Raw genomic sequence first — 22,526 nt, forward strand, 5'->3', positions numbered from 1 at the left:
CGCGACCCCAATGAGGGGGCTCATCGCCGTGCGGGCGCACGACGGGGGCCAAGGAGGGTGGTACCGCGGGAGCGCGCCGCACATGGCGTGAACAGGAAGAACGCTCTCGTCCCTCCGACGGAAGGCAGCAAGTTCCGTTGGAGGATGCTCGCAGATGACAGCGCCGACGTACCGCCAGGTGCCCGCCCAGGTCGACCTGCCCGCGCTTGAGCACGCCGTGCTCGACTTCTGGCGCGACCAGAAGATCTTCGCCAAGACCCTGGAGCAGTCCGAGGGCCGCCCCGAGTGGGTGTTCTACGAGGGCCCGCCGACCGCGAACGGCATGCCGGGCGCCCACCACATCGAGGCCCGCGTCTTCAAGGACGTCTTCCCCCGCTTCCGCACCATGCGCGGCTACCACGTCGGCCGCAAGGCGGGCTGGGACTGCCACGGCCTGCCGGTCGAGCTGGCGGTCGAGAAGGAGCTGGGCTTCTCCGGCAAGAAGGACATCGAGGCGTACGGCATCGCCGAGTTCAACGCCAAGTGCCGCGAGTCGGTGACCCGGCACACGGACGCCTTCGCCGAGCTGACCACCCGCATGGGCTACTGGACGGACCTCGAGGACCCGTACCGCACGATGGACCCCGAGTACATCGACTCGGTGTGGTGGTCGCTGAAGCAGATCTTCGACAAGGGCCTGCTGGTCCAGGACCACCGCGTGGCCCCCTGGTGCCCCCGCTGCGGCACCGGCCTCTCCGACCACGAGCTGGCCCAGGGCTACGAGACGGTCGTCGACCCCTCCGTCTACGTCCGCTTCCCCCTCACCTCCGGCCCGCTCGCGGGCGAGGCGTCCCTGCTGGTGTGGACGACGACCCCGTGGACCCTGGTGTCCAACACGGCGGTCGCCACCCACCCCGACGTCACCTACGTCGTCGCCACCGACGGCACGGAGAAGGTCGTCGTCGCCGAGCCGCTGCTCGCCAAGGCCCTCGGCGAGGGCTGGGAGCCCACCGGCCAGTCCTTCACCGGCGCCGAGATGGAGCGCTGGACCTACCAGCGCCCGTTCGAGCTCGTCGAGTTCCCGGAGCCCGCGCACTACGTGGTCAACGCGGAGTACGTCACCACCGAGGACGGCACCGGTCTGGTCCACCAGGCCCCCGCCTTCGGTGACGACGACCTCAAGGTCTGCCGCGCCTACGGCATGCCCGTGGTCAACCCGGTCCGCCCCGACGGCACCTTCGAGGAGGACATCCCGCTCGTCGGCGGCGTCTTCTTCAAGAAGGCCGACGAGAAGCTCACCGCGGACCTGGACGAGCGCGGCCTGCTCTTCCGCCACCTGCCCTACGAGCACAGCTACCCGCACTGCTGGCGCTGCCACACCGCGCTGCTGTACTACGCCCAGCCGTCCTGGTACATCCGCACCACCGCCGTCAAGGACCGGATGCTCGCGGAGAACGAGGGCACCAACTGGTTCCCGGAGACGGTCAAGCACGGCCGCTTCGGCGACTGGCTGAGCAACAACATCGACTGGGCGCTCTCCCGCAACCGCTACTGGGGCACCCCGCTCCCCGTCTGGCGCTGCGACAACGACCACCTGACCGTGGTCGGCTCCCGCGCCGAGCTGAGCGAGCTGACCGGCACCGACCAGTCCGGCCTGGACCCGCACCGCCCGTACATCGACGCGGTGACCTTCCCGTGCCCCGAGTGCGGCGACACCGCCGCGCGCGTGCCCGAGGTCATCGACGCCTGGTACGACTCGGGTTCGATGCCGTTCGCGCAGTGGGGCTACCCGCACAAGAACAAGGAGCTGTTCGAGAGCCGGTACCCGGCCCAGTTCATCTCCGAGGCCATCGACCAGACCCGCGGCTGGTTCTACACCCTGATGGCCATCGGCACCCTGGTGTTCGACGAGTCCTCCTACGAGAACGTCGTGTGCCTCGGCCACATCCTCGCCGAGGACGGCCGCAAGATGTCCAAGCACCTGGGCAACACCCTGGAGCCCATCCCGCTCATGGACCAGCACGGCGCGGACGCGGTGCGCTGGTTCATGGCGGCCGGCGGCTCGCCGTGGGCGGCCCGCCGGGTCGGCCACGGCACCATCCAGGAGGTCGTCCGCAAGACGCTCCTGACGTACTGGAACACCGTCGCCTTCCAGGCGCTGTACGCCCGCACCTCCGGCTGGGCGCCGAGCGACGCCGACCCGGCCCCGGCCGACCGCCCGCTGCTCGACCGCTGGCTGCTGTCCGAACTCCACGCCCTCACCGACCAGGTGACCAAGGCACTGGAGGCGTACGACACCCAGCGGGCCGGAAAGCTGCTCTCCGCGTTCGTCGACGACCTGTCGAACTGGTACGTGCGCCGCTCGCGCCGCCGGTTCTGGCAGGGCGACAAGGCCGCGCTGCGCACGCTGCACGAGGTGGTCGAGACGGTCACCCAGCTGATGGCGCCGATCACCCCGTTCATCGCCGAGCGGGTCTGGCAGGACCTGATCGTGCCGGTGACCCCGGACGCCCCGGAGTCGGTCCACCTCTCCACCTGGCCGGAGGCCGACCTGTCGGCGGTCGACCCGGAGCTGTCCCAGCGGATGGTGCTCGTCCGGCGGCTGGTGGAGCTGGGCCGCGCCACGCGTGCCGAGTCCGGCGTCAAGACGCGTCAGCCGCTGTCCCGCGCCCTGGTCGGCGTGGCGGGCTTCGACACCCTCGGCCCGGAGCTGCGCGCGCAGATCACCGAGGAGCTGAACGTCGAGTCCGTGGCCTCGCTGTCCGAGGTCGGCGGCTCCCTGGTGGACACCACCGCCAAGGCCAACTTCCGTGCGCTCGGCAAGCGGTTCGGCAAGCGGGTGCAGGACGTGGCCAAGGCGGTCGCCGCCGCGGACGCCGCCGCGCTGTCGCTGGCGCTGCGCGAGGGCACCGCCTCGGTCGAGGTCGACGGGGAGACGGTCGCTCTCGCCCCGGACGAGGTGATCATCACGGAGACCCCGCGTGAGGGCTGGTCCGTGGCGTCCGACTCCGGCGCCACGGTCGCGCTGGACCTGGAGATCACCGAGGAGCTGCGACAGGCGGGGCTCGCTCGGGATGCCATCCGGCTGATCCAGGAGGCCCGCAAGAACAGCGGGCTCGACGTGGCGGACCGGATCGCGCTGCGATGGTCGGCTGCCGACCCCGCGGTGGTCGCCGCCCTGTCCGAGCACTCGGGGCTCATCGCGGACGAGGTGCTCGCCACGGACTTCGCCCAGGGCGAGGCGGACGAGAGCTTCGGCGAGGCTTTCGTGGACGAGGGGCTTTCCCTGACGTTCCGTCTGCGTAAGGCGTAAGGCTCCGCATTCAGCAACGGCGGCTCCCTGTGGGGGGCCGCCGTTGTTGTTTCGAGGCTGCGGGCGCCCCGTGGCTGGTCGCGCTCACGCGGCGGAGCCGCATATCCGATACAGCCCCAGGCCCCTCGGGTTGGCACGCGCCCCGTCGGCTGTATCGGCAACCCTGCTCAACACGCGTAAAACAGGGCGGCCCCCGGACCGAAGTCCGGGGGCCGCCCTGAACGCTGCCGACGCCTGTGGCGTACTACAGGCCGTGCGCCGCCGTCAGTTGTCGTCCTCGTCGATCAGGAACCCGCGCATCGGCGAGGGAGCCTGACCCATCGGGGACGGGCCCTGCGGCCGGACCGGAGCCATCGGCTGGGTCATGGCCGGCGTCATCTGCTGCTGGCCGCCGTACGACGGACCGGCGGGCGACTGGGGGCCACCCATGCCCTGGTTGCCACCCCCGTAGGACGGGGCACTCGCGCCTGCCGGAGCCATCGAGGGCGCCGGGGACGGCGGGAGGGACGGGGCGGCCGGAGTACGCGGCGGAGCGAGCGAGTCGTCGGCCTGGGTCTCCAGCTGACGCAGCTGCGACTCCAGGTACGACTTCAGACGCGTCCGGTACTCGCGCTCGAAGCCACGCAGGTCCTCGACCTTGCGCTCCAGCGTGGCGCGCGCGGACTCCAGGGAGCCCATGGCCACGCGGTGCTTCTCCTGCGCGTCCCGCTCCAGGGCGTCGGCCTTGGCACGGGCGTCGCGCTCCAGACCCTCGGCGCGGCTGCGGGCCTCACCGACGATCTTGTTGGCCTCGGAGCGGGCCTCGGCGATCGCCTGGTCGGCGGTCTGCTGGGCCAGCGAGAGGACACGCGCGGCGCTGTCGCCGCCGGGGCCACCCTGACCGGGCATGCCGGGGCCGCCCATCGGACCGCCCATGGGGCCGCCCATCTGCTGCGGCATGGGCGGCTGACCACCCATCGGACCCTGGCCCATCGGACCGGGACCCTGACCCATGGGGCCGGGGCCCTGGCCCATCTGTCCCTGGCCCATCGGACCCTGGCCCATGGGACCGGGACCCATCGGGCCCTGGCCCATCTGTCCCTGACCCTGGCCCATCGGGCCGGGGCCCATCTGGCCCTGGCCCATGGGGCCGGGACCCTGCGGGCCGCCCTGTCCGCCGGGACCGGCGGGGAGCTGCGGGGCACCGCTCGGCAGCTGGGGCGGGCCACCCATGGGGCCACCCATCTGCTGCTGCGGCGGGCCCGATATCCCGGCGGGTACCGGAGCGCCCGGACCGCGCATGCCCTGCTGCTGCTGGTCCTGCTGGTCCGGAGGCTTGCGCATGTTCTGCTGGTTCTGCGCGGCGGCCCGCGTGGCGGCGGCCAGCTTGGCGCGCAGATCCTCGTTCTCGCGGAGAAGACGGGTCAGTTCGCCTTCGACCTCGTCGAGGAAGGCATCGACCTCGTCCTCGTCATAGCCTTCTCGGAGGCGGACGGTCGTGAACTGCTTGTTCCGCACGTCCTCGGGGGTCAACGGCATCTCTTCACCTCAACGTAGTCATCGGCAGTCGGCAAGACCGTATCGTCCACCCTCATCGCACGAAGCTCCCCGCCACGGAGATGAGGATGTAGACGATGATCATCAGAACGAAGAAGGACAGGTCGAGTGCCACGCCCCCGAGCCGCAACGGCGGGATGAACCGCCGCAGAAGCTTCAACGGTGGATCGGTGACAGTGTAGGTGGCCTCCAGTACGACCACCATCGCCTTGCCGGGTTGCCACGAGCGGGCGAACTGGAAGACGTAGTCCATGACCAGCCGGAAGATCAGGACGACGAGAAACACCATCAGCGCGATGTAGATCACCTGCGCGAACACGCTCATGGTTGTGCTTCCCTCTCCCCTGTTCCGTGCGTCTTCCGGTGGTACGTCTTCAGCTCTGGTTGAAGAACCCGCCCTCTGCGATGCGGGCCTTGTCCTCCGCCGTGACATCGACGTTAGCAGGAGACAACAGGAAGACCTTCTGCGTCACCCGTTCGATACTGCCGTGAAGTCCAAACACCAAACCCGCCGCAAAGTCGACAAGTCGCTTCGCGTCGGTGTCGTCCATCTCGGTCAGATTCATGATCACCGGGGTGCCCTCGCGGAAGTGTTCCCCGATGGTACGGGCCTCGTTGTAGGTCCGCGGGTGCAGGGTGGTGATGCGGTACGGCTCTCGTTCCGACACGACCTTGGGCATGATCACCGGTGCGTTCTTCTCCAGGGACTGACGTTCTTGTGTGATGGACGCCACGGGCGCGATACGCGCCGGGCGCCCCGATTCCGCGGTCAGCGCCGGGGAATGGGACACCGGTTCGCGTTGCGCCGGAGGCTGCACCACTCGCACCGATTCATCCCTTTGGGACACATGTGCACTGTGCGACTGGTGTGTCGGCTCGTGCCGTCGGTGGTCCCGCTCGGGCTCCGGGTCCAGTTCGGGCTCGAAGTCGTCATCGGGGTCGAAACCCCGGCCGTCGTACCCATCGTCCTCCACGAGGCCGAGGTAGACCGCCATCTTGCGCATCGCGCCGGCCATGCTCTGAGTCCTCCGCTCTGTGGTGGATCGGGTGACGACTGCCAAGTGCCCGCGATCCACTCGGTCGTTGCATCCGCTTTCGGCGGACATTGACCATATTTTCTGCTGTGGTCCGACTTCTTGGCGACGTTACCCGAGCCTGGCACGGACTCCGAGTACCGCGCTGCCGACGCGTACATGTGTCGCCCCGGCCGCGACGGCCTCCTCGAGGTCCGCGCTCATCCCTGCGGACACCATGGTCGCAGCAGGATGGGTCCGGCGCAGGTCGGTCGACAAATCCACGAGGCGTTCGAAGGCGGCGCGTTCGCGTCCCGCGTACTCCCCGGTGAGCGGCGCGACGGTCATCAGGCCGTCCAGCCGCAGTCCGGGCGAACGGGCGATCAGGTCGGCCAACTCGCCGATCCCGTCCGGCGCGATCCCGCCGCGCTCGCCGCGGCCGCTCGCCCCCGCGTCCAGTGCGACCTGGATGAGGCAGCCGATCTCGCGCCCGGCCCGCACGGCCTCCTTCGACAGCGCGGTGACGAGCCGGTCCCGGTCGACCGACTGCACGACATCGGCATAACCGGCCACGGAGCGCACTTTGTTGGTCTGCAACTGACCCACGAAGTGCCATTCCAGCGGCAGTTCCGCACACTCGGCGTGCTTCGGGGCGGCGTCCTGGTCCCGGTTCTCGGCGACCTGACGCACCCCCAGCTCCGCCAGCAGCCTTACGTCGTCGGCCGGGTAGGTCTTGGTGACCACGATCAGGGTCACCTCTTCCCGTGCCCGCCCCGCGGCCGCGCAGGCGGCGGCGATGCGCTCCTCAACCTTCGCCAGATTCCCGGCGAGTTCGGTCCTACGGTCCGTCATGCCCCATCAGTCCAGCCACACATAGCCGGCGAGCCGTCCGGTGGAACGGTCGCGGCGGTACGAGAAGTGATCGTCCGACTCCCTTGTGCACACCGGGGATTGCTCCCGGTCGCGCACGCCGAGCCGATCGAGCTGCGCGTGCACTCCGGCGCTCACGTCGACGGCCGGAGTGCCCCAGCTCGTCTCGGCGTGCGCCGCCGGTTCGGCGGCGGCCACCTCGGCGCGCATCGCCTCCGGCACCTCGTAGCACCGGCCGCACACGGCGGGTCCGGTGCGGGCGACGATCCGGCCGGGCTCAGCGCCCAGTGCGGTCATGGCGCGTACGGCGGCCGGGACGACCCCGGCGAGCATGCCGGGCCGTCCCGCGTGCGCCGCCGCGACGACGCCCGCCACGGGGTCGGCCAGCAGGACCGGTACGCAGTCGGCGGTGAGGACGGCGAGGGCGAGTCCGCGCCGGGCGGTGACGAGCGCGTCGACCTCCGGCACCGGGTGCTCGCCCCAGGGCTCCTCCACGACCGCCACCTCGGCGCCGTGCACCTGGTTCATCCAGACCACCCGCGCGGGGTCGATGCCCGCCGCCTTGGCGGCGAGTTCGCGGTTGGTGCGTACGGCGTCGGGGTCGTCGCCGACCGCGCCGCCGAGGTTGAGCTCCGCATACGGAGCGGCGCTCACCCCGCCCCACCTGTCGGTGAAGGCGAAGTGCGCGCCGCTCACGTGTTCGCGCTGTCCTATCACTTCAGGAAGTCCGGCACGTCCAGCTCCTCGGCCGCGCTGTCCGCGTAGGTACGGGACTGCGGCACCGGCGGGGCCACCGGGATCTCGACCACCGGCTCGGGGGTCGGCTCCGGCTCCTCCTTCGGGGTCACGCTGCCCAGCGAGCCGAAGCTCGGGCGGCTCTCCGGCTGCTGCTGACGCGGCGGAGCGGGCTCCTCACGGCGCTGGGACGAGGAGTTGGCGGAGGACGCCGAGGACGAGCCGAGGACGTTGTCCCGGCGGGCCGGGGGCTGGCCGCCGTCGAAGCCGGCCGCGATCACGGTGACCCGCACCTCGTCGCCGAGGGCGTCGTCGATGACCGCGCCGAAGATGATGTTGGCCTCGGGGTGGGCGGCCTCGCTGACCAGCTGGGCCGCCTCGTTGATCTCGAAGAGGCCGAGGTCGGAGCCGCCGGAGATGGAGAGCAGGACACCCCGGGCGCCGTCGATGGACGCCTCCAGCAGCGGCGAGGAGATCGCCATCTCGGCGGCGGCCACCGCGCGGTCGTCGCCGCGGGCCGAGCCGATGCCCATGAGGGCCGAACCGGCCTCGGACATGACCGACTTGACGTCGGCGAAGTCGAGGTTGATCAGACCGGGGGTGGTGATGAGGTCGGTGATGCCCTGGACACCGGAGAGCAGGACCTGGTCGGCGGACTTGAACGCGTCCAGGACCGAGACCTGGCGGTCCGAGATGGACAGCAGCCGGTCGTTGGGGATCACGATGAGGGTGTCGACCTCTTCGCGCAGCTCCGCGATGCCGTCCTCGGCCTGGTTGGCGCGGCGCCGTCCCTCGAAGGTGAACGGGCGCGTGACCACGCCGATGGTGAGGGCGCCCAGCGAGCGGGCGATGTTGGCCACGACGGGCGCGCCGCCGGTACCGGTGCCGCCGCCCTCACCGGCGGTGACGAAGACCATGTCGGCCCCCTTGAGGACCTCTTCGATCTCCTCGCGGTGGTCCTCGGCGGCCTTCCGGCCGACGGCCGGGTTGGCGCCCGCGCCGAGTCCGCGGGTGAGTTCACGGCCGACGTCCAGCTTGACGTCGGCGTCGCTCATCAACAGCGCCTGGGCATCGGTGTTGATGGCGATGAACTCGACGCCCTTGAGGCCGACCTCGATCATCCGGTTGATGGCATTGACACCACCGCCGCCGACACCGATGACCTTGATGACTGCGAGGTAGTTCTGCGGTGCTGCCACGTCGAAGGCCTCTCGCCTCGAATTACGTTGTCGCGCCGGGCGGTTCCCGACCGGGACGACGGATGCCGAATTGGGACGGTCCGAACGCCGACCCGAACCCTAACGCTGAAGTTTAGGGTTACCAGTGTGTCTGTTCCCTGGAGTCTTCTGAACAGGACACTAAGTCGACAAGCGGCGCCCGTTCAACGAACACGCCGAACCTCCCGTTTTTCTTTTCACCCTATGTGATCAGCCGTAGCAGTGCCCAACCAGGGTGCTGGCCTGCGCTGATGTGCGTCAACTCCCCGCTGACGCGGGGGCGGTGGGCACGGTCACGTCGAAGTGCCGGGCGCCCGGAGCTGCTTTCATGAGAGCTGTGAGGGCCCGTGCCTTGGCGCGCCCCTGCTCCCCGCTCCCCCACTCCACGGTACGGCCGTGCCCCAACTCCAGGGTGATGGCGTCGAACGAGGCGACCTTGACGGTCCCGGTGTCCCGGGCGACGGCGGGCGGGAGACTGCCCGCCACCCGGACCGCCTCGCGCACGAGGCGTCCGGTGCCGAAGCGGCGCAGGCTGGCGGCACCCGATCCCTTGCGGGACGCGGCGAGTTCGAGCATCGGTACACCCCTGGGCGCCTTCCCCACGGTGGCGAAAGGTACGCCCTCCTTGTCGATCTCGGTGAACTCGCCCTTCTCCCGCGCGAGCAGCACCGGAACACGCTCGGTCACCTTCAGCGTGATGCCGTGCGGCCAGGACCGGGCGACCTCGACGGTGTCGATCCGGCGCAACTTCCCCCGCAGGCGCGCCTGGACGGCGTCGGTGTCGACCGAGGCGAGCGGGCCGCCGACCGGCACGGCGGCGGCGTCGCGGACCTCGGCGGGGGTGAGCACCCCGGTGCCGGAGACCGAGACGTACCGCACGCGCAGCCACTCGGAGCCGTAGAGCACCCAGACGGAACCGGCGCCCACCAGAACCAGCAACACGGCCGATGCGATGATCATACGGAGCCGGGGGCGCCCAAGTTGACGGACGAGCGGCGGGCCGGCCGACTCCCGCTGGCGTTCACCGCGCTCGGCGGTGGTCGAACCGGCCACGCTCGCTGTCCCTTCGTCGTGACGTGCCTAACGGCTGGAGGCGATGGCCTCGTAGACCATGCCGACGAGCAGGTCGTCGGCGTCCCGGCGGCCGAACTCACCGGCGGCGCGGGACATCTCGTAGAGACGGTGCGGGTCGGCGAGGACGGGGAGCACGTTCTGCTGCACCCACTCCGGCGTCAGTTCCGCGTCGTCCACGAGGAGTCCGCCGCCCGCCTTGACCACCGGCTGGGCGTTCAGCCGCTGTTCGCCGTTGCCGATGGGCAGCGGGACGTAGGCGGCCGGGAGCCCGACGGCGGTGAGTTCGGCGACGGTCATCGCGCCCGCGCGGCAGAGCATCATGTCGGCCGCGGCGTACGCGAGGTCCATCCGGTCCAGATAACTTACCGGGACGTACGGGGGCATCCCCGGCATCTGCTGCACCTGCGGCAGTTCGTTCTTCGGGCCGACCGCGTGCAGGATCTGGATGCCCGCCTGCTGGAGCCAGGGCGCGACCCGCTGGACGACCTCGTTGAGGTGCCGGGCGCCCTGGGAGCCGCCGGAGACGAGCAGCGTGGGCAGGTTGGGGTCCAGGCCGAAGCGGGCGCGGGCCTCGGGGCGTACGGCCGCGCGGTCCAGCGTGGCGATGGAGCGGCGCAGCGGGATGCCGATGTAGCGGGCGTCGCGCAGCTTGCTGTCGGGCGTGGAGACGGCGACCCGGGCCGCGTAGCGGGAGCCGATCTTGTTGGCCAGGCCGGGGCGGGCGTTGGCCTCGTGGATCACGATCGGCACGCCGAGGCGCTTGGCGGCCAGGTAGCCGGGCAGCGCGACGTAGCCGCCGAAGCCGACGACCGCGTCCGCCTTGGTGCGCTCCAGGACCTGCTCGGCGGCCTTGATCGTGCCGCGCAGCCGCCCCGGCACGGTGATCAGCTCAGGGGTGGGCTTGCGCGGCAGCGGCACGGCCGGGATCAGCGCCAGCTCGTAGCCGCGCTCCGGGACGAGCCGGGTCTCCAGGCCGCGCTCCGTGCCCAGGGCCGTGATCCCCACGGTGGGGTCCTGCCTGCGCAGGGCGTCCGCGAGGGCGAGCGCGGGCTCGATGTGGCCCGCGGTACCCCCGCCGGCGAGTACGACATGCACCGAAATTCACCGCTCTCCGGACGAACGCGCCGCCGAGGCACGCCGTCGCATCGTGTTCCATCTCCGTGGCACCCGCTCGGCACGGGAGCCTGCCGCCCGCTTCCTTCCGAAGCGGGGCTGCCGCATCGCGAGTGCCGCCCGCGCACCGGGCTCGTCACGCGCGAAGGCGATCAGCAGTCCGATGGCGAACATGGTCGGCAGCAGGGCGGACCCTCCGTAGGAGAACAGCGGGAGCGGGACGCCGGCGATCGGCAGCAGGCCGAGCACCGCACCGATGTTGATCACCGCCTGGGCGATGATCCACGTCGTCACGCCTCCCGCGGCATACCTCACGAAGGGGTCCTCCGTGCGTCCGGCCACGCGGATACCCGCATAGCCTAGAGCCGCGAACAGGGCCAGTACCGACAGCGTGCCCGCCAGACCCAGTTCCTCACCTGTGACGGCGAAGATGAAGTCCGTGTGGGCTTCGGGTAGTTGGCCCCATTTCTCCACGCTGGCGCCCAGCCCGGAACCGAAGATCCCCCCCGAGGCCAGGGCGTAGATGCCGTGTACCGCCTGCCAGCAGTCGGCGACGCCCGCCTTGGGCTCGGTGGCGCCGATGCAGGCGAGCCGGGCCATCCGGTTGGGGCTGGTCTTGATGAGGATCACACCGATCAGCGCCGCCACCGACAGCACCCCGGCGAAGAGCCGGGTCGGGGCTCCGGCGAGCCAGAGCAGGCCGAAGAGGATCGCGGTGAGGATGATCGCGGTGCCCATGTCCCCGCCGAGCATGATCAGCCCGAGCAGCAGGAAGGCGACCGGCACCAGCGGGACCAGCATGTGCTTCCACTGGGTCAGCAGCTTCTTGTCCTGCTTGCGGGCGATCAGGTCGGCGCCCCACAGCACCAGGGCGAGCTTGCCGAACTCGCTGGGCTGGATCTGGAAGGAGCCGCCGAGCGAGATCCAGTTCCGGTTGCCGTTGACCGACATCCCTATCCCCGGCACCTGCACCAGGGCCATGGAGAACACCGCGGCGGCCAGGATCGGGTAGGCCAGCGCCCGGTGCAGCCGGACCGGCATACGGGAGGCGGCGAACAGCAGCGCGCCGCCGATGAGCGCGGCGAGGAACTGCTTGCGGAAGAAGAACGAGCCGGGCAGCGAGAGCTGCAGCGCGGTGATCTGGGAGGCCGAGTAGACCATCACCAGGCCCAGGACGGTGATCAGCATGCTGCCGCCCAGGATCAGGTAGTAGGCGGTCAGCGGCCGGTCCCACGCCTTGTTCGCGCGGGTGCGCAGGCGCCGCAGGGGGTTGTCCCGCGCGATCCTCGGGGGTGCGGGACGGGCCGCCCGCTGTACGGGCGGCCGTCCGGTACGGCTACTGGGCATCAACGCCTCCGCTGAACGTCGACCGTCCCACGCGTCCCTCCCAAGGTCCGCCCGGCACGGGGCGGCCGGGGTCAGGCGCCGAGTTCGCGGACGGCGGCCGCGAACGCGTCGCCGCGCTCGTTGTAGTTGGTGAACATGTCCATGGAGGCGCAGGCCGGGGCCAGCAGAACCGTGTCGCCGGGCCGGGCCAGCCGCTTCGCCTCCGTCACCGCCTGGAGCATCGCCCCAGTGTCGGTCCGGTCGAGGTCCACGACGGGTACTTCCGGGGCGTGTCGCGCGAGGGCCTCGCGGATCAGCGCGCGGTCGGCGCCGATCAGGACGACCCCGCGCAGCCGCTTCGCGGAGTTGGCCACCAGCTCGTCGAACTCGGCGCCCTTGGCCAGTCCGCCCGCGATCCACACGATCGGCTCGTAGGCGGCCAACGAGGCTTCCGCGGCGTGGGTGTTGGTGGCCTTGGAGTCGTCCACCCAGGCCACGCCGTCGATGTCGGCGACGTGCGCGATGCGGTGGGCGTCGGGCTTGAAGGCGCGCAGTCCGTCGCGTACCGCCTGCGGGGGCACCCCGAAGGAGCGGGCGAGGGCCGCCGCCGCCAGGGCGTTGGCGATGTTGTGCGGGGCGGGCGGGTCGACGTCGGAGACCTCGGCCAGTTCCTGGGCGTTCTTCTGCCGGTTCTCCACGAAGGCGCGGTCGACCAGGATGCCGTCCACGACGCCGAGTTGGGAGACGGCCGGGGCGTTCAGGGTGAACCCGACGGCCCGGCAGCCCTCTTCGACGTCGGCCTCGCGCACCAGGTCCTCGGTGCGCGGGTCGGCCACGTTGTAGACGCAGGCGACCTTGTTGCCCTCGTAGATACGGCCCTTGTCGGCGGCGTAGGCGTCCATGGAGCCGTGCCAGTCGAGGTGGTCCGGGGCGAGGTTGAGGACCGCGCCGGAGTACGCGCGCAGGGAGGGCGCCCAGTGCAGCTGGTAGCTGGACAGCTCGACGGCGAGCACGTCGTACTTCTCGTCGCCGAGGACGGCGTCCAGCAGGGAGACGCCGATGTTGCCGACCGCGGCCGTGCGCAGGCCCGCCGCCTTCAGGATGGAGGCGAGCATCTGCACGGTGGTGGTCTTGCCGTTGGTGCCGGTGACGGCGAGCCAGGGGGCCGCGTCGGGCCCGCGCAGGCGCCAGGCCAGCTCGACGTCGCCCCAGACGGGGACGCCCGCCTGCTCGGCCGCCAGGAACAGCGGCTTGTCGGGCTGCCAGCCGGGCGCGGTGACGATCAGCTCGGTGCCCTCGGGGAGGGTGGCGCCGTCGCCGAGGCGGACGGTGATGCCGAGCGCCTCCAGTTCCGCGGCCTGTTCGCGGGCGCGGGCGTCGTCGCCGTCGTTGACGGCCGTGACGATCGCCCCGCGCGCGTGCAGCGCCTTCGCGGCCGGGAGGCCGGAGACGCCGAGTCCGGCGACGGTGACGTGCTTGCCCTGGAATTCGCTGGGCCCCGAAGGCACCGAGGAGGTCACTTGTCCGCTGCCCATCCCGCGTAGAAGAGGCCCAGTCCGACGATGACGCAGATGCCCTGGATGATCCAGAAGCGGACCACGACAAGGACCTCGGACCAGCCCTTGAGTTCGAAGTGGTGCTGGAGCGGTGCCATCCGGAAGACGCGCTTCCCGGTGAGCCGGAAGGAGCCGACCTGGATGACGACCGACATGGTGATGAGGACGAACAGGCCGCCCATGATGGCCACCAGCAGCTCCGTGCGGGAGAGGATGGCCAGGCCGGTGAGGACACCGCCGAGGGCGAGCGAGCCGGTGTCGCCCATGAAGATCTTCGCCGGGGAGGTGTTCCACCACAGGAAGCCCAGGCAGGCGCCCATCAGGGCGGAGGCGACCACCGCGAGGTCCAGCGGATCGCGCACCTCGTAACAGGCGGCCGGGTTGGTCAGGGTCATGGCGTTGGCGCAGGACTCCTGGAACTGCCAGGTGCCGATGAACGTGTAGGCGCCGAAGACGAGGACGGAGGCGCCGGTGGCGAGGCCGTCCAGACCGTCGGTGAGGTTCACGCCGTTGGACATGGCGAGGATCATGAACAGCGCCCAGACCACGAACAGCACCGGGCCGATGGTCCAGCCGAAGTCGGTGATGAACGACAGCTTGGTGGAGGCCGGGGTGTTGCCCCGGTTGTCCGGGAACATCAGGGCGAGCACCGCGAACCCGATGCCGACTATCAGCTGGCCGGCCATCTTCGCCTTGGCGCGCAGACCGAGCGAGCGCCGCTTGACGATCTTGATGTAGTCGTCGAGGAAGCCGACGATGCCCATGCCGGTCATCAGGCCCAGCACCAGCAGGCCGGAGTACGTCGGCGGCTTGCCGGTGATCACCTTGCTGAGGAAGTACGCGGCGATCGTGGCCAGGATGAAGGCGATACCGCCCATGGTCGGCGTACCGCGCTTGCTGGCGTGCTCGCGCGGGCCGTCGTCGCGGATGTACTGGCCGTAGCCCTTGCGGGCGAGGAGCTTGATCAGCAGCGGGGTGCCGATCAGCGTCAGGAAGAGACCGATGACGCCCGAGAACAGGACCTGGTTCATCATCGGGCGGCGACCTCACCCTCGGTACCGGCCTCGGCGAGCGTCTGGGCGACCCTCTCCAGCCCCACCGACCGGGACGCCTTCACCAGCACGACGTCCCCCGGACGCAACTGCTTGCGCAAAAGGTCGATCGCCGCCTGTGCGTCGGACACGTGCACCGACTCCTCACCCCACGAACCCTCGTTGTATGCGCCCAGTTGCAGCCAGGAGGCTTCGATGCCACCGACCGCGACGAGCTTGCTGACGTTGAGCCGGACGGCGAGCCGTCCGACCGCGTCGTGCTCGGCGAGAGCCTCGTCCCCCAGCTCGGCCATCTTGCCGAGCACCGCCCACGTGCGGCGCCCCTTGCCCATGGCCGCGAGCGCCCTGAGGGCGGCCCGCATGGACTCGGGGTTGGCGTTGTAGGCGTCATTGACGATGGTCACGCCGTCCGGGCGCTCGGTGACCTCCATGCGCCAGCGGGAGAGGGTGCCCGCCCCGGAGAGCGCGGTCGCGATCTCGGTTGCGGACATGCCCAGCTCATGGGCGACGGCGGCCGCGGCGAGCGCGTTCGACACGTGATGCTCACCGTACAGGCGCATGGTCACATCGCTTGCACCGGAGGGTGTGTGAAGCCTGAACGCGGGCTGTCCGCTGTCCGTGAGTCGTACGTTCTCGGCCCGTACGTCCGCTTCGGCCGACTCTCCGAAAAGGACCACCTTCGCCTGGGTACGGGAGGCCATCGCGCGCACCAGCGGGTCGTCGGCGTTGAGGATCGCCGCGCCGCCGTCCGCCGCCGAGGGCAGGCTCTCCACCAACTCGCCCTTGGCCTGGGCGATCTGCTCGCGGCCACCGAACTCACCGATGTGGGCGCTGCCGACGTTGAGGACCAACCCGACCTTCGGCGGGGTGAGTTCGGCGAGGTAGCGGATGTGCCCGATACCGCGGGCGCCCATCTCCAGGACGAGGAACCTGGTCTCCTCGGTGGCGGACAGGGCGGTCAGCGGCAGCCCGATCTCGTTGTTGAGCGAGCCGGGCGTGAACACGGTGGGCGCTTTGCCGCCGAGCACCTGCGCGATGAGGTCCTTGGTGCTGGTCTTGCCCGCCGAGCCGGTCAGGGCGACGAGGGTCGCGCCGAGCCGTTCGACGACATGCCGGGCGAGGGCGCCCAGCGCGTCCTGGACGTCGTCCACGACGATCGCGGGCACGCCGACGGGGCGCGACGCCAGCACGGCGACCGCGCCCGCCTCGACCACCGAGGCGGCGAAGTCGTGGCCGTCCACCCGCTCGCCGACGAAGGCGACGAACAGGGTGCCGGGCACCACTTCGCGGGAGTCCCGGACGACCGGTCCGGTGACCTGGACGGACGTGTCCGGTATGTCGTGTGTCTGCCCGCCGACGACAGCTGCGATCTCGGCGAGGGAGAGGGCGATCACAAGTTCATCCCTGGGTGTTCTGGATAGCTTCGCGGAGCACCTGGCGGTCGTCGAAGGGACGGATCACACCGGCGATGTCCTGGCCCTGCTCATGACCCTTGCCCGCGACCAGCACCGTGTCACCGGCGGCGGCGCGGCCCACGGCGGCGGCGATGGCGGCGGCCCGCTCCTCGAACAGGAGCACCTCGCCCCGCTCGTGCGCGGGGACGGAGGCGGCGCCTTCGAGCATGGCCGCCAGGATCGCGAGCGGGTCCTCGGAGCGGGGGTTGTCGGAGGTCAGTACGGCCGTGTCGGAGTACCGGGCCGCGGCCGCGCCCATCGGGCCGCGCTTGGTGCGGTCGCGGTCGCCGCCGCAGCCGAGCACCAGGTGCAGCCGGCCCTTGGTGACCTTGCGCAGCGCCTTGAGCACCGACTCGACGGCGTCGGTCTTGTGGGCGTAGTCGACGACGGCGAGGTAGGGCTGTCCGGCGTCGACGCGCTCCAGGCGGCCGGGGACGCCGGGCACGGCGGCGATGCCGTCGGCGGCGGTCTGCGGGTCGATCCCGGCGGCGGCGAGGGCGGCCAGCGCGGCGAGGGTGTTGGCCACGTTGAACGGGCCGGGCAGCGGCGAACGGGCGTGCACCCGCACGCCGTCCGGGCCGAGCGCGGTGAACGTCGAGTCCATGGGCCCGATCTGGACGTCCTCGGCGCGCCAGTCGGCGTCCGGGTGGCCCTCGGCGGAGAAGGTGACGACCGGGACACCGGCCTCGGTGACGAGCCTGCGGCCGTACTCGTCGTCGGCGTTGACCACGCCGAGCCTGCTGCGCTCGGGCGTGAACAGGCTCGCCTTGGCCTGGAAGTAGTCCTCCATGCCGGAGTGGAACTCCATGTGCTCCGGGCTGAGGTTGTTGAAGACCGCGATGTCGAAGACGCAGCCGTCGACCCGGCCGAGGACCAGGGCGTGGCTGGAGACCTCCATGGCGACGGCGTCGGTGCCGCGCTCGCGCATGACGGCGAACAGGGCCTGGAGGTCGGTGGCTTCGGGGGTGGTGCGCTCGGACTTGATGCGCGTCTCGCCGATGCGGGTCTCGACGGTGCCGACCAGGCCGGTGGCGCGGTCGGCCGCCTTGAGGCCGCCCTCGACCAGGTAGGCGGTGGTGGTCTTGCCGGAGGTGCCGGTGATGCCGATCTGGAGCATGTCCCGGCCGGGCCGGCCGTAGATGGTGGCGGCCAGTTCGCCCATCTCCGCGCGCGGGTCCTCGACGACCAGGACCGGCAGTCCGGTCGCGGCGGCGCGGTCGCGGCCCGCCGGGTCGGTGAGCACGGCGACCGCGCCGAGGCCCGCGGCCTGGGTGGCGAAGTCGGCGCCGTGCAGCCGGGCACCGGGCAGGGCGGCGTACAGGTCGCCGGGGCGGACGGCCCGCGAGTCGTGGGTGATACCGGTGACCCCGACAGGACCGGATTCGGCGGGCGCGGTGTTCTCTGCGGGCGCGGCGGTACCCAGCTGACCGGCCAGTTCCGCGAGGGAGGTGGCGGAGACCTGAACCGGTCGCGGCGGTCCCGGATTTGTCACGGAAGCGCCCTTCTGAGTGGTTTGGGACTGATCGGCGTGTGGCACGGCGGTGAGCGTACCGGGAGTACCCGCTCCGGAGCTAAAACGGGGCTCGCGGGCGGCGCGGGGGGTCCCTCGGTTCCCGTCGTCGGGGGTGATCGTTGTCACGGGCTCGTTCCTGGTGGTCGTTGCCTGGTGCCGGTGGGGGGGCGGTTCAGGGCTTGTACGAGACGGGCAGGGCGGCGGCCTTCGCTCCGGTCGGCGGGACCTGCAGGGTCTTCAGCGCGAACTCCATCACCTGCTTGTAGACCGGACCGCAGATCTGGCCGCCGAAGTAGCTGCCGGAGGTGGCGTTCTGGATGGCGCAGTAGACGGTGACGCGGGGCTTGTCGGCGGGGGCGAATCCGGCGAAGGACGAGGTGTAGCCGTGGTATCTCCCGGTGGCCGGATCGACGCGGTTGGCGGTGCCGGTCTTGCCCGCGACCCGGTAGCCGGGGATGCGGGCCTTGACGCCGGTGCCCTGCTCGTCGTCGACGACGGACTCCAGCATCTGGGCGATCGTCTTCGCGGTCTTCTCGCTGACCACACGGGTCTTCGCGGGCCCCGGCGCGGGGGTGAAGCGGCCGTCGGCGCCCTTGGTCCCGCGTACCAGGGTGGGCGCGACGCGGACGCCGCCGTTGGCGATCGTGGAGTAGACGGACGCCGCCTGCATGGCGTTGATGGAGAAGCCCTGGCCGAAAGGGATCGTGTACTGCTGCGAGGTGGACCACTTGGCGGACGGCGCGAGGATGCCCGGTGTCTCGCCGGGGAAGCCGAGCCCGGTGTAGCGGCCGATGCCGAACTGGTGCAGGTAGGAGTAGAGGGTGTCGTTGGCCGCCCGCTGGGTCTTGCCGAGCTGGCCGGTGGCGAGGATGGTGCCGATGTTGCTGGACTTCGCGAGCACGCCGTTGAGGGTGAGGTACCAGGTGGCGTGGTCGACGTCGTCCTGGAAGAGCCGGTCGCCCCGGTGCAGCCGGTTGGGTACGACGACATGGGTGAGCGGGGTGGCCGCGTTCTCCTCCAGCACGGCCGCCATGGACATCACCTTGGCGGTGGAGCCGGGTTCGTAGGCGTCCTGGAGGGCGGGGTTGCCCATGGCGGCGGAGTCGGCCTTGGACAGGTCGTTGGGGTCGAAGCCGGGCGAGTTGGCCATGGCGAGGATCTGGCCGGTGGCGGTGTCCTGGACGATGACGTAGCCCCGGTCCGCCTTGGACTTCTTCACCTGGTCGGAGATCGCGTTCTGCGCGGCCCACTGGATGTCGCGGTCGATGGTCAGCTCGATGTCGCTGCCGGGCACCGCGGGCGTCTCGGTGGAGCCCGCGGTGGGCACCTCACGGCCGCCGGACTGGGCGTAGCGGATCTTGCCGTCCTTGCCGGAGAGCTGCTTGTTCAGCTGCTGCTCGATGCCGCCGCCGCCCCGGCCCTCGCTGTTGACCCAGCCCAGTATCCCGGCGGCCAGCTCCTTGTTGGGGTACACCCGCTGACTGCTGGGGTCGGCGAAGACCCCGGCGAGCACGTTGGTGGCGCCCTTCTTGACGAAGGCGGCCTTCAGGTCCTTGATCTGCTTCCAGACCTGCGGAGTCTGCCGGGAGGCGATCCGGGCGTAGCGGGACTGCCTGTTGGCCGGGCGGAGCTTCTTGACGAGCGCTTCCTGGTCCTGGCCGAGGATCGGCGCGAGCAGCGCGGCGGCCTGCTCGGGCCCGTCGGAGATCTTGAGCTGTTCGCTGTTGAACATCATCGGGTCGGCGGTGATGTCGTACGCGTCCTCGCTGACGGCGAGGGCGACGCCGTTGCGGTCGGTGATGCCGCCGCGTTCGGCGGTCAGGGTGTGCGCGACATAGCGGTTCTGCTCGGCCTTGGCGGAGTAGGTGCTGGCGTCCACGGCCTGCACCTGGAGCAGGCGCACGGTGAAGGCGGTCAGCACCAGGGCGAGGGCGAGGCCGACCAGGCGGAGCCGGGGCCGGGGGCTGCCGAGCCGCAGCGCGGGCTTGGCCGGGGGGCGGCCGCCGGAGGGGCGGCGGACGGGGCGGGCTCCGGGACCGGGACGGCGGGGGGCCGCGCCTCGGGGACGGGGCGGCCTCGCGGGTCCGGGCACACGGCGGCGCGGCGCTTCCCTGTCGGACACTTCCGTCACCTGCCGGGGGTCGGGGTGGTGGGGGCGGACCGGAGGGCGCCGCCCGGCGCGGGAGTCGTGACGGCCGGAGACGTGACGGCCGGAGTCCTGACGGCCGGAGACGTGGCGGCGGGGCTCGCCGGGGTGCGGGCGGGTGTGCCGCTCGGCGTCACCGGGGTGGTGGTCGGGGCGGCGGTCAGCGCCTCGGGGGCGCGGGGGCCGGTGAGCGCGGCGGAGCGGGGGGCGGCGCTGGGGACGCCCTTGACGCTGCCGTCGGGGCCGAGGAAGGCGGGGTCGCCGCCGGGGACCATGCCGAGTTCGCGGGCGCGGCGCTGGAGGGCGTCGGGCGCGGAGTAGGCGTCGATGTCCCGCTGGAGGGCCTGTTCCTCGTCGGTGAGGCTCTTGGTCTTGCGCTGTATGTCGTCCAGCTCGAACGATCCTGCGCTGAGCGCGGAGTTGAGCACCAGCAGACCGAGGAGTCCACCGCCGAGGAGCAGGACGACGAGGAGGACGAAGGGGGTACGGGCCGCGCGGGCGCGGCCCGCGGGGATGAGCCGGGCGAGCCGGGCCGCCCTCCCCCGAGGTGCGGGCTTGCTGCTCACTGTCCCTCCCGGCGGGTGCGGGTGCCCGGCCGGTCCCGTTCGTTCACTCGGCGTCCTCCCTGATGCGCTCGACACCGCGGAACCTCGCCGGGGCGGCCCGGCGGTTCTCGGCGATCTCCTCCTCGGTGGGAAGTTCGGCACCACGGGTGAGGAGCTTGAGCCGGGGCTGGTAGCGCTCGGGCACCACGGGCAGCCCGGGCGGGGCGGTGTTGGCGGCACCGGCCGCGAACACCTGCTTGACCAGCCGGTCCTCCAGCGACTGGTACGACAGCACCGCGATGCGGCCGCCGACCGCGAGGGCCTTCACCGCGGCCGGCACGGCCCGCTCCAGTACGGAGAGTTCGCCGTTGACCTCGATGCGCAGGGCCTGGAAGGTGCGCTTGGCCGGGTTGCCGCCGGTGCGCTTGGCGGCCTGCGGCAGGGCGTCCCGGATCAGCTCGACCAGGCGGGCGCTGTTGGTGAACGGCTCCTTGTCGCGCTCGCGGACGATCGCCGAGACGATCCGCTTGGCCTGCTTCTCCTCGCCGTACGCGCGCAGGATGCGGACCAGTTCACCGGCCGGGTAGGTGTTGAGGACCTCGGCGGCGCCGATGCCGGTCGTCTGGTCCATGCGCATGTCGAGCGGGGCGTCCTGCGCGTAGGCGAAGCCGCGGTCGGCCTCGTCCAGCTGCATGGAGGAGACACCGAGGTCGAACAGGATGCCCTGGACGGACGGAATGCCCAGGCGGTCGAGGACCTCGGGGAGTTCGTCGTAGACGGCGTGCACGAGGGTGGCGCGGTCGCCGTAGGGGGCGAGGCGTTCGCCGGAGAGGCGGAGGGCTTCCTTGTCCCGGTCGAGGCCGATCAGCCGGGCCTCGGGGAAGCGGGCCAGCAGCGCCTCGCTGTGGCCGCCGAGGCCCAGGGTGCAGTCGACGACCACCGCTCCCGGCCGCTCCAGGGCGGGCGCCAGCAGGTCCAGGCACCGCTGGAGCATCACCGGGACGTGTCGACTCTCGGTCAAGGGGGCCTCTCAGTTCCGGCGGGCGGTACGCACCGCCGGGTCCCCGCCCGCTCCGTGAAGGGGAGGCCCGCCGGCGCCGGAAGCGTCGGCCGGCCGGGAGCGGGAGGAGGCCGAGCCGCACGTACGCGCCGCGCACGCGGGGAAGACGGTCCGGGCGGATGCCGGGATCTTCGGGGGTTTCACCAGCGGGAAGAGCCGCGCCTCCCGCTTCGCGTCACTTTAGTCCACCCCGTGTCGCGGTCAATCAACCGGCCTGCGCGTCGCGTACGGCTTCCGGGACCGCCCGGCGATTCGCCGGGATTCACCCGTCCGGCGGAGGTTGGCGCTCCGTGTGGGTTGGCTCACAACAAGCCACAATGTGGTTCTTTGTGGCCGTCCACAGCAGGCCGGGGACACCGGTGACCAGTAACGTCGGGACCATGACGACTTCCGCAGCAGTTCCCACCGGGTCCGACGGCGCCATAGCGGGCGGCGGCAGCGTGACGGACCGCCTGGTCGGCGCCAACGAGAGTTACGCGAACGCCTTCACCGACCCCGGCATGGACGCGCGTCCGGTGCTTCAGGTGGCCGTGGTCGCGTGCATGGACGCCCGCCTCGACCTGCACGCCGCGCTCGGCCTGGAGCTGGGCGACTGTCACACCATCCGCAACGCGGGCGGCGTGGTCACCGATGACGTGATCCGTTCGCTGACCATCAGTCAGCGCGCGCTCGGCACCCGCAGCGTGGTCCTGATCCATCACACCGGATGCGGCCTCGAATCCCTCACCGAGGAGTTCCGGCACGAGCTGGAGATGGAGGTGGGCCAGCGCCCGGCGTGGGCGGTGGAGGCGTTCCGGGACGTGGACCAGGACGTACGGCAGTCGATGCAGCGGGTGCGGACCTCGCCCTTCCTGCTGCACACCGATGACGTGCGCGGCTTCGTCTTCGACGTGCGGACCGGTCTGCTGCGCGAGATCGACCCGGCCGGGGACGGCGCCGCCGCGTCGGCCTGACACCTCGGCGGGCCCCCTGTCCAGCCCTGTGGACGGGGGGGCGAAAGGGCCGCAAGCCCGGCATCGCGGCG

General features: G+C 71.2%; 18 protein-coding genes. 2 read left to right on the forward strand and 16 right to left on the reverse strand.

The features are described 5' to 3' along the window. The first annotated feature begins 154 nt into the window (after window positions 1–154). On the forward strand, window positions 155–3,292 hold the full coding sequence (ileS, locus tag ACIPPM_RS08570; protein ID WP_401444736.1) for an isoleucine--tRNA ligase: 3,138 nt from the start codon (window positions 155–157) through the stop codon (window positions 3,290–3,292). A 264-nt stretch (window positions 3,293–3,556) separates the two neighbouring features. On the opposite strand, the gene ACIPPM_RS08575 is transcribed toward ileS, so the two are convergent. From ACIPPM_RS08575 to rsmH, 16 genes are all read right to left on the reverse strand, one after another. Further along, window positions 3,557–4,810 carry a DivIVA domain-containing protein gene (locus ACIPPM_RS08575; protein ID WP_401444739.1) on the reverse strand — a complete coding sequence of 418 codons (1,254 nt, stop codon included), beginning with the start codon at window positions 4,808–4,810 and terminating at the stop codon, window positions 3,557–3,559. Window positions 4,811–4,862: 52 nt separating this feature from the next. Beyond that, complete coding sequence (locus ACIPPM_RS08580; RefSeq protein WP_030347861.1) at window positions 4,863–5,153, reverse strand: YggT family protein; 291 nt, start codon at window positions 5,151–5,153, stop codon at window positions 4,863–4,865. 49 nt (window positions 5,154–5,202) lie between these two features. After that, complete coding sequence (sepF, locus tag ACIPPM_RS08585; protein WP_161146522.1) at window positions 5,203–5,844, reverse strand: cell division protein SepF; 642 nt, start codon at window positions 5,842–5,844, stop codon at window positions 5,203–5,205. Between the two features lie 129 nt (window positions 5,845–5,973). Further along, the gene (locus tag ACIPPM_RS08590; protein WP_401444743.1) at window positions 5,974–6,693 is read right to left on the reverse strand and encodes a YggS family pyridoxal phosphate-dependent enzyme; all 720 of its coding nucleotides are present in this window, start codon (window positions 6,691–6,693) and stop codon (window positions 5,974–5,976) included. A gap of 6 nt (window positions 6,694–6,699) precedes the next feature. Continuing rightward, window positions 6,700–7,428 carry a peptidoglycan editing factor PgeF gene (pgeF, locus tag ACIPPM_RS08595; RefSeq protein WP_401444745.1) on the reverse strand — a complete coding sequence of 243 codons (729 nt, stop codon included), beginning with the start codon at window positions 7,426–7,428 and terminating at the stop codon, window positions 6,700–6,702. Next, window positions 7,425–8,645: a cell division protein FtsZ gene (ftsZ, locus tag ACIPPM_RS08600; protein ID WP_401444747.1), complete on the reverse strand. Its 1,221-nt coding sequence runs from the start codon at window positions 8,643–8,645 to the stop codon at window positions 7,425–7,427. Before ftsZ ends, pgeF begins: the two co-directional genes overlap by 4 nt. 276 nt (window positions 8,646–8,921) lie before the next feature. After that, window positions 8,922–9,716, reverse strand: a complete 795-nt coding sequence (locus tag ACIPPM_RS08605; RefSeq protein WP_401444750.1) for a cell division protein FtsQ/DivIB — start codon at window positions 9,714–9,716, stop codon at window positions 8,922–8,924. Window positions 9,717–9,743: 27 nt separating this feature from the next. Continuing rightward, entirely contained in the window at window positions 9,744–10,832 is a 1,089-nt protein-coding gene (gene murG / locus ACIPPM_RS08610; protein ID WP_393911201.1) for an undecaprenyldiphospho-muramoylpentapeptide beta-N-acetylglucosaminyltransferase, read from the reverse strand. Window positions 10,833–10,838: 6 nt separating this feature from the next. Beyond that, window positions 10,839–12,197, reverse strand: a complete 1,359-nt coding sequence (gene ftsW / locus ACIPPM_RS08615) for a putative lipid II flippase FtsW (RefSeq protein WP_401444754.1) — start codon at window positions 12,195–12,197, stop codon at window positions 10,839–10,841. Window positions 12,198–12,268: 71 nt separating this feature from the next. After that, window positions 12,269–13,711: a UDP-N-acetylmuramoyl-L-alanine--D-glutamate ligase gene (gene murD / locus ACIPPM_RS08620; RefSeq protein ID WP_401444757.1), complete on the reverse strand. Its 1,443-nt coding sequence runs from the start codon at window positions 13,709–13,711 to the stop codon at window positions 12,269–12,271. Further along, a complete protein-coding gene (mraY, locus tag ACIPPM_RS08625) occupies window positions 13,693–14,766 on the reverse strand; it encodes a phospho-N-acetylmuramoyl-pentapeptide-transferase (protein ID WP_401444760.1) in 1,074 nt (357 codons plus the stop codon). The genes murD and mraY overlap by 19 nt, the downstream gene beginning before the upstream one ends. Beyond that, on the reverse strand, window positions 14,763–16,178 hold the full coding sequence (gene murF / locus ACIPPM_RS08630; RefSeq protein WP_401444762.1) for a UDP-N-acetylmuramoyl-tripeptide--D-alanyl-D-alanine ligase: 1,416 nt from the start codon (window positions 16,176–16,178) through the stop codon (window positions 14,763–14,765). The genes mraY and murF overlap by 4 nt, the downstream gene beginning before the upstream one ends. Before the next feature lie 4 nt (window positions 16,179–16,182). After that, complete coding sequence (locus tag ACIPPM_RS08635) at window positions 16,183–17,877, reverse strand: UDP-N-acetylmuramoyl-L-alanyl-D-glutamate--2,6-diaminopimelate ligase (protein ID WP_401444764.1); 1,695 nt, start codon at window positions 17,875–17,877, stop codon at window positions 16,183–16,185. A 46-nt stretch (window positions 17,878–17,923) separates the two neighbouring features. Further along, window positions 17,924–19,873 (reverse strand): peptidoglycan D,D-transpeptidase FtsI family protein, encoded by a 1,950-nt coding sequence (locus ACIPPM_RS08640; RefSeq protein ID WP_401444767.1) that lies wholly within the window; start codon window positions 19,871–19,873, stop codon window positions 17,924–17,926. 5 nt (window positions 19,874–19,878) lie between these two features. After that, the gene (locus ACIPPM_RS08645) at window positions 19,879–20,463 is read right to left on the reverse strand and encodes a septum formation initiator family protein (RefSeq protein WP_401444769.1); all 585 of its coding nucleotides are present in this window, start codon (window positions 20,461–20,463) and stop codon (window positions 19,879–19,881) included. A 43-nt stretch (window positions 20,464–20,506) separates the two neighbouring features. Then, window positions 20,507–21,463, reverse strand: coding sequence for a 16S rRNA (cytosine(1402)-N(4))-methyltransferase RsmH (gene rsmH / locus ACIPPM_RS08650; protein ID WP_401444771.1), 957 nt, complete (start codon window positions 21,461–21,463; stop codon window positions 20,507–20,509). A gap of 419 nt (window positions 21,464–21,882) precedes the next feature. On the opposite strand from rsmH, the gene ACIPPM_RS08655 reads away from it, so the two are divergent. After that, entirely contained in the window at window positions 21,883–22,455 is a 573-nt protein-coding gene (locus ACIPPM_RS08655; protein ID WP_401444774.1) for a beta-class carbonic anhydrase, read from the forward strand. Window positions 22,456–22,526: the final 71 nt, after the last annotated feature.

This window comes from Streptomyces sp. NPDC090119 (genome assembly GCF_044747085.1).
In the GTDB taxonomy this organism is placed as follows: Bacteria; Actinomycetota; Actinomycetes; order Streptomycetales; family Streptomycetaceae; genus Streptomyces.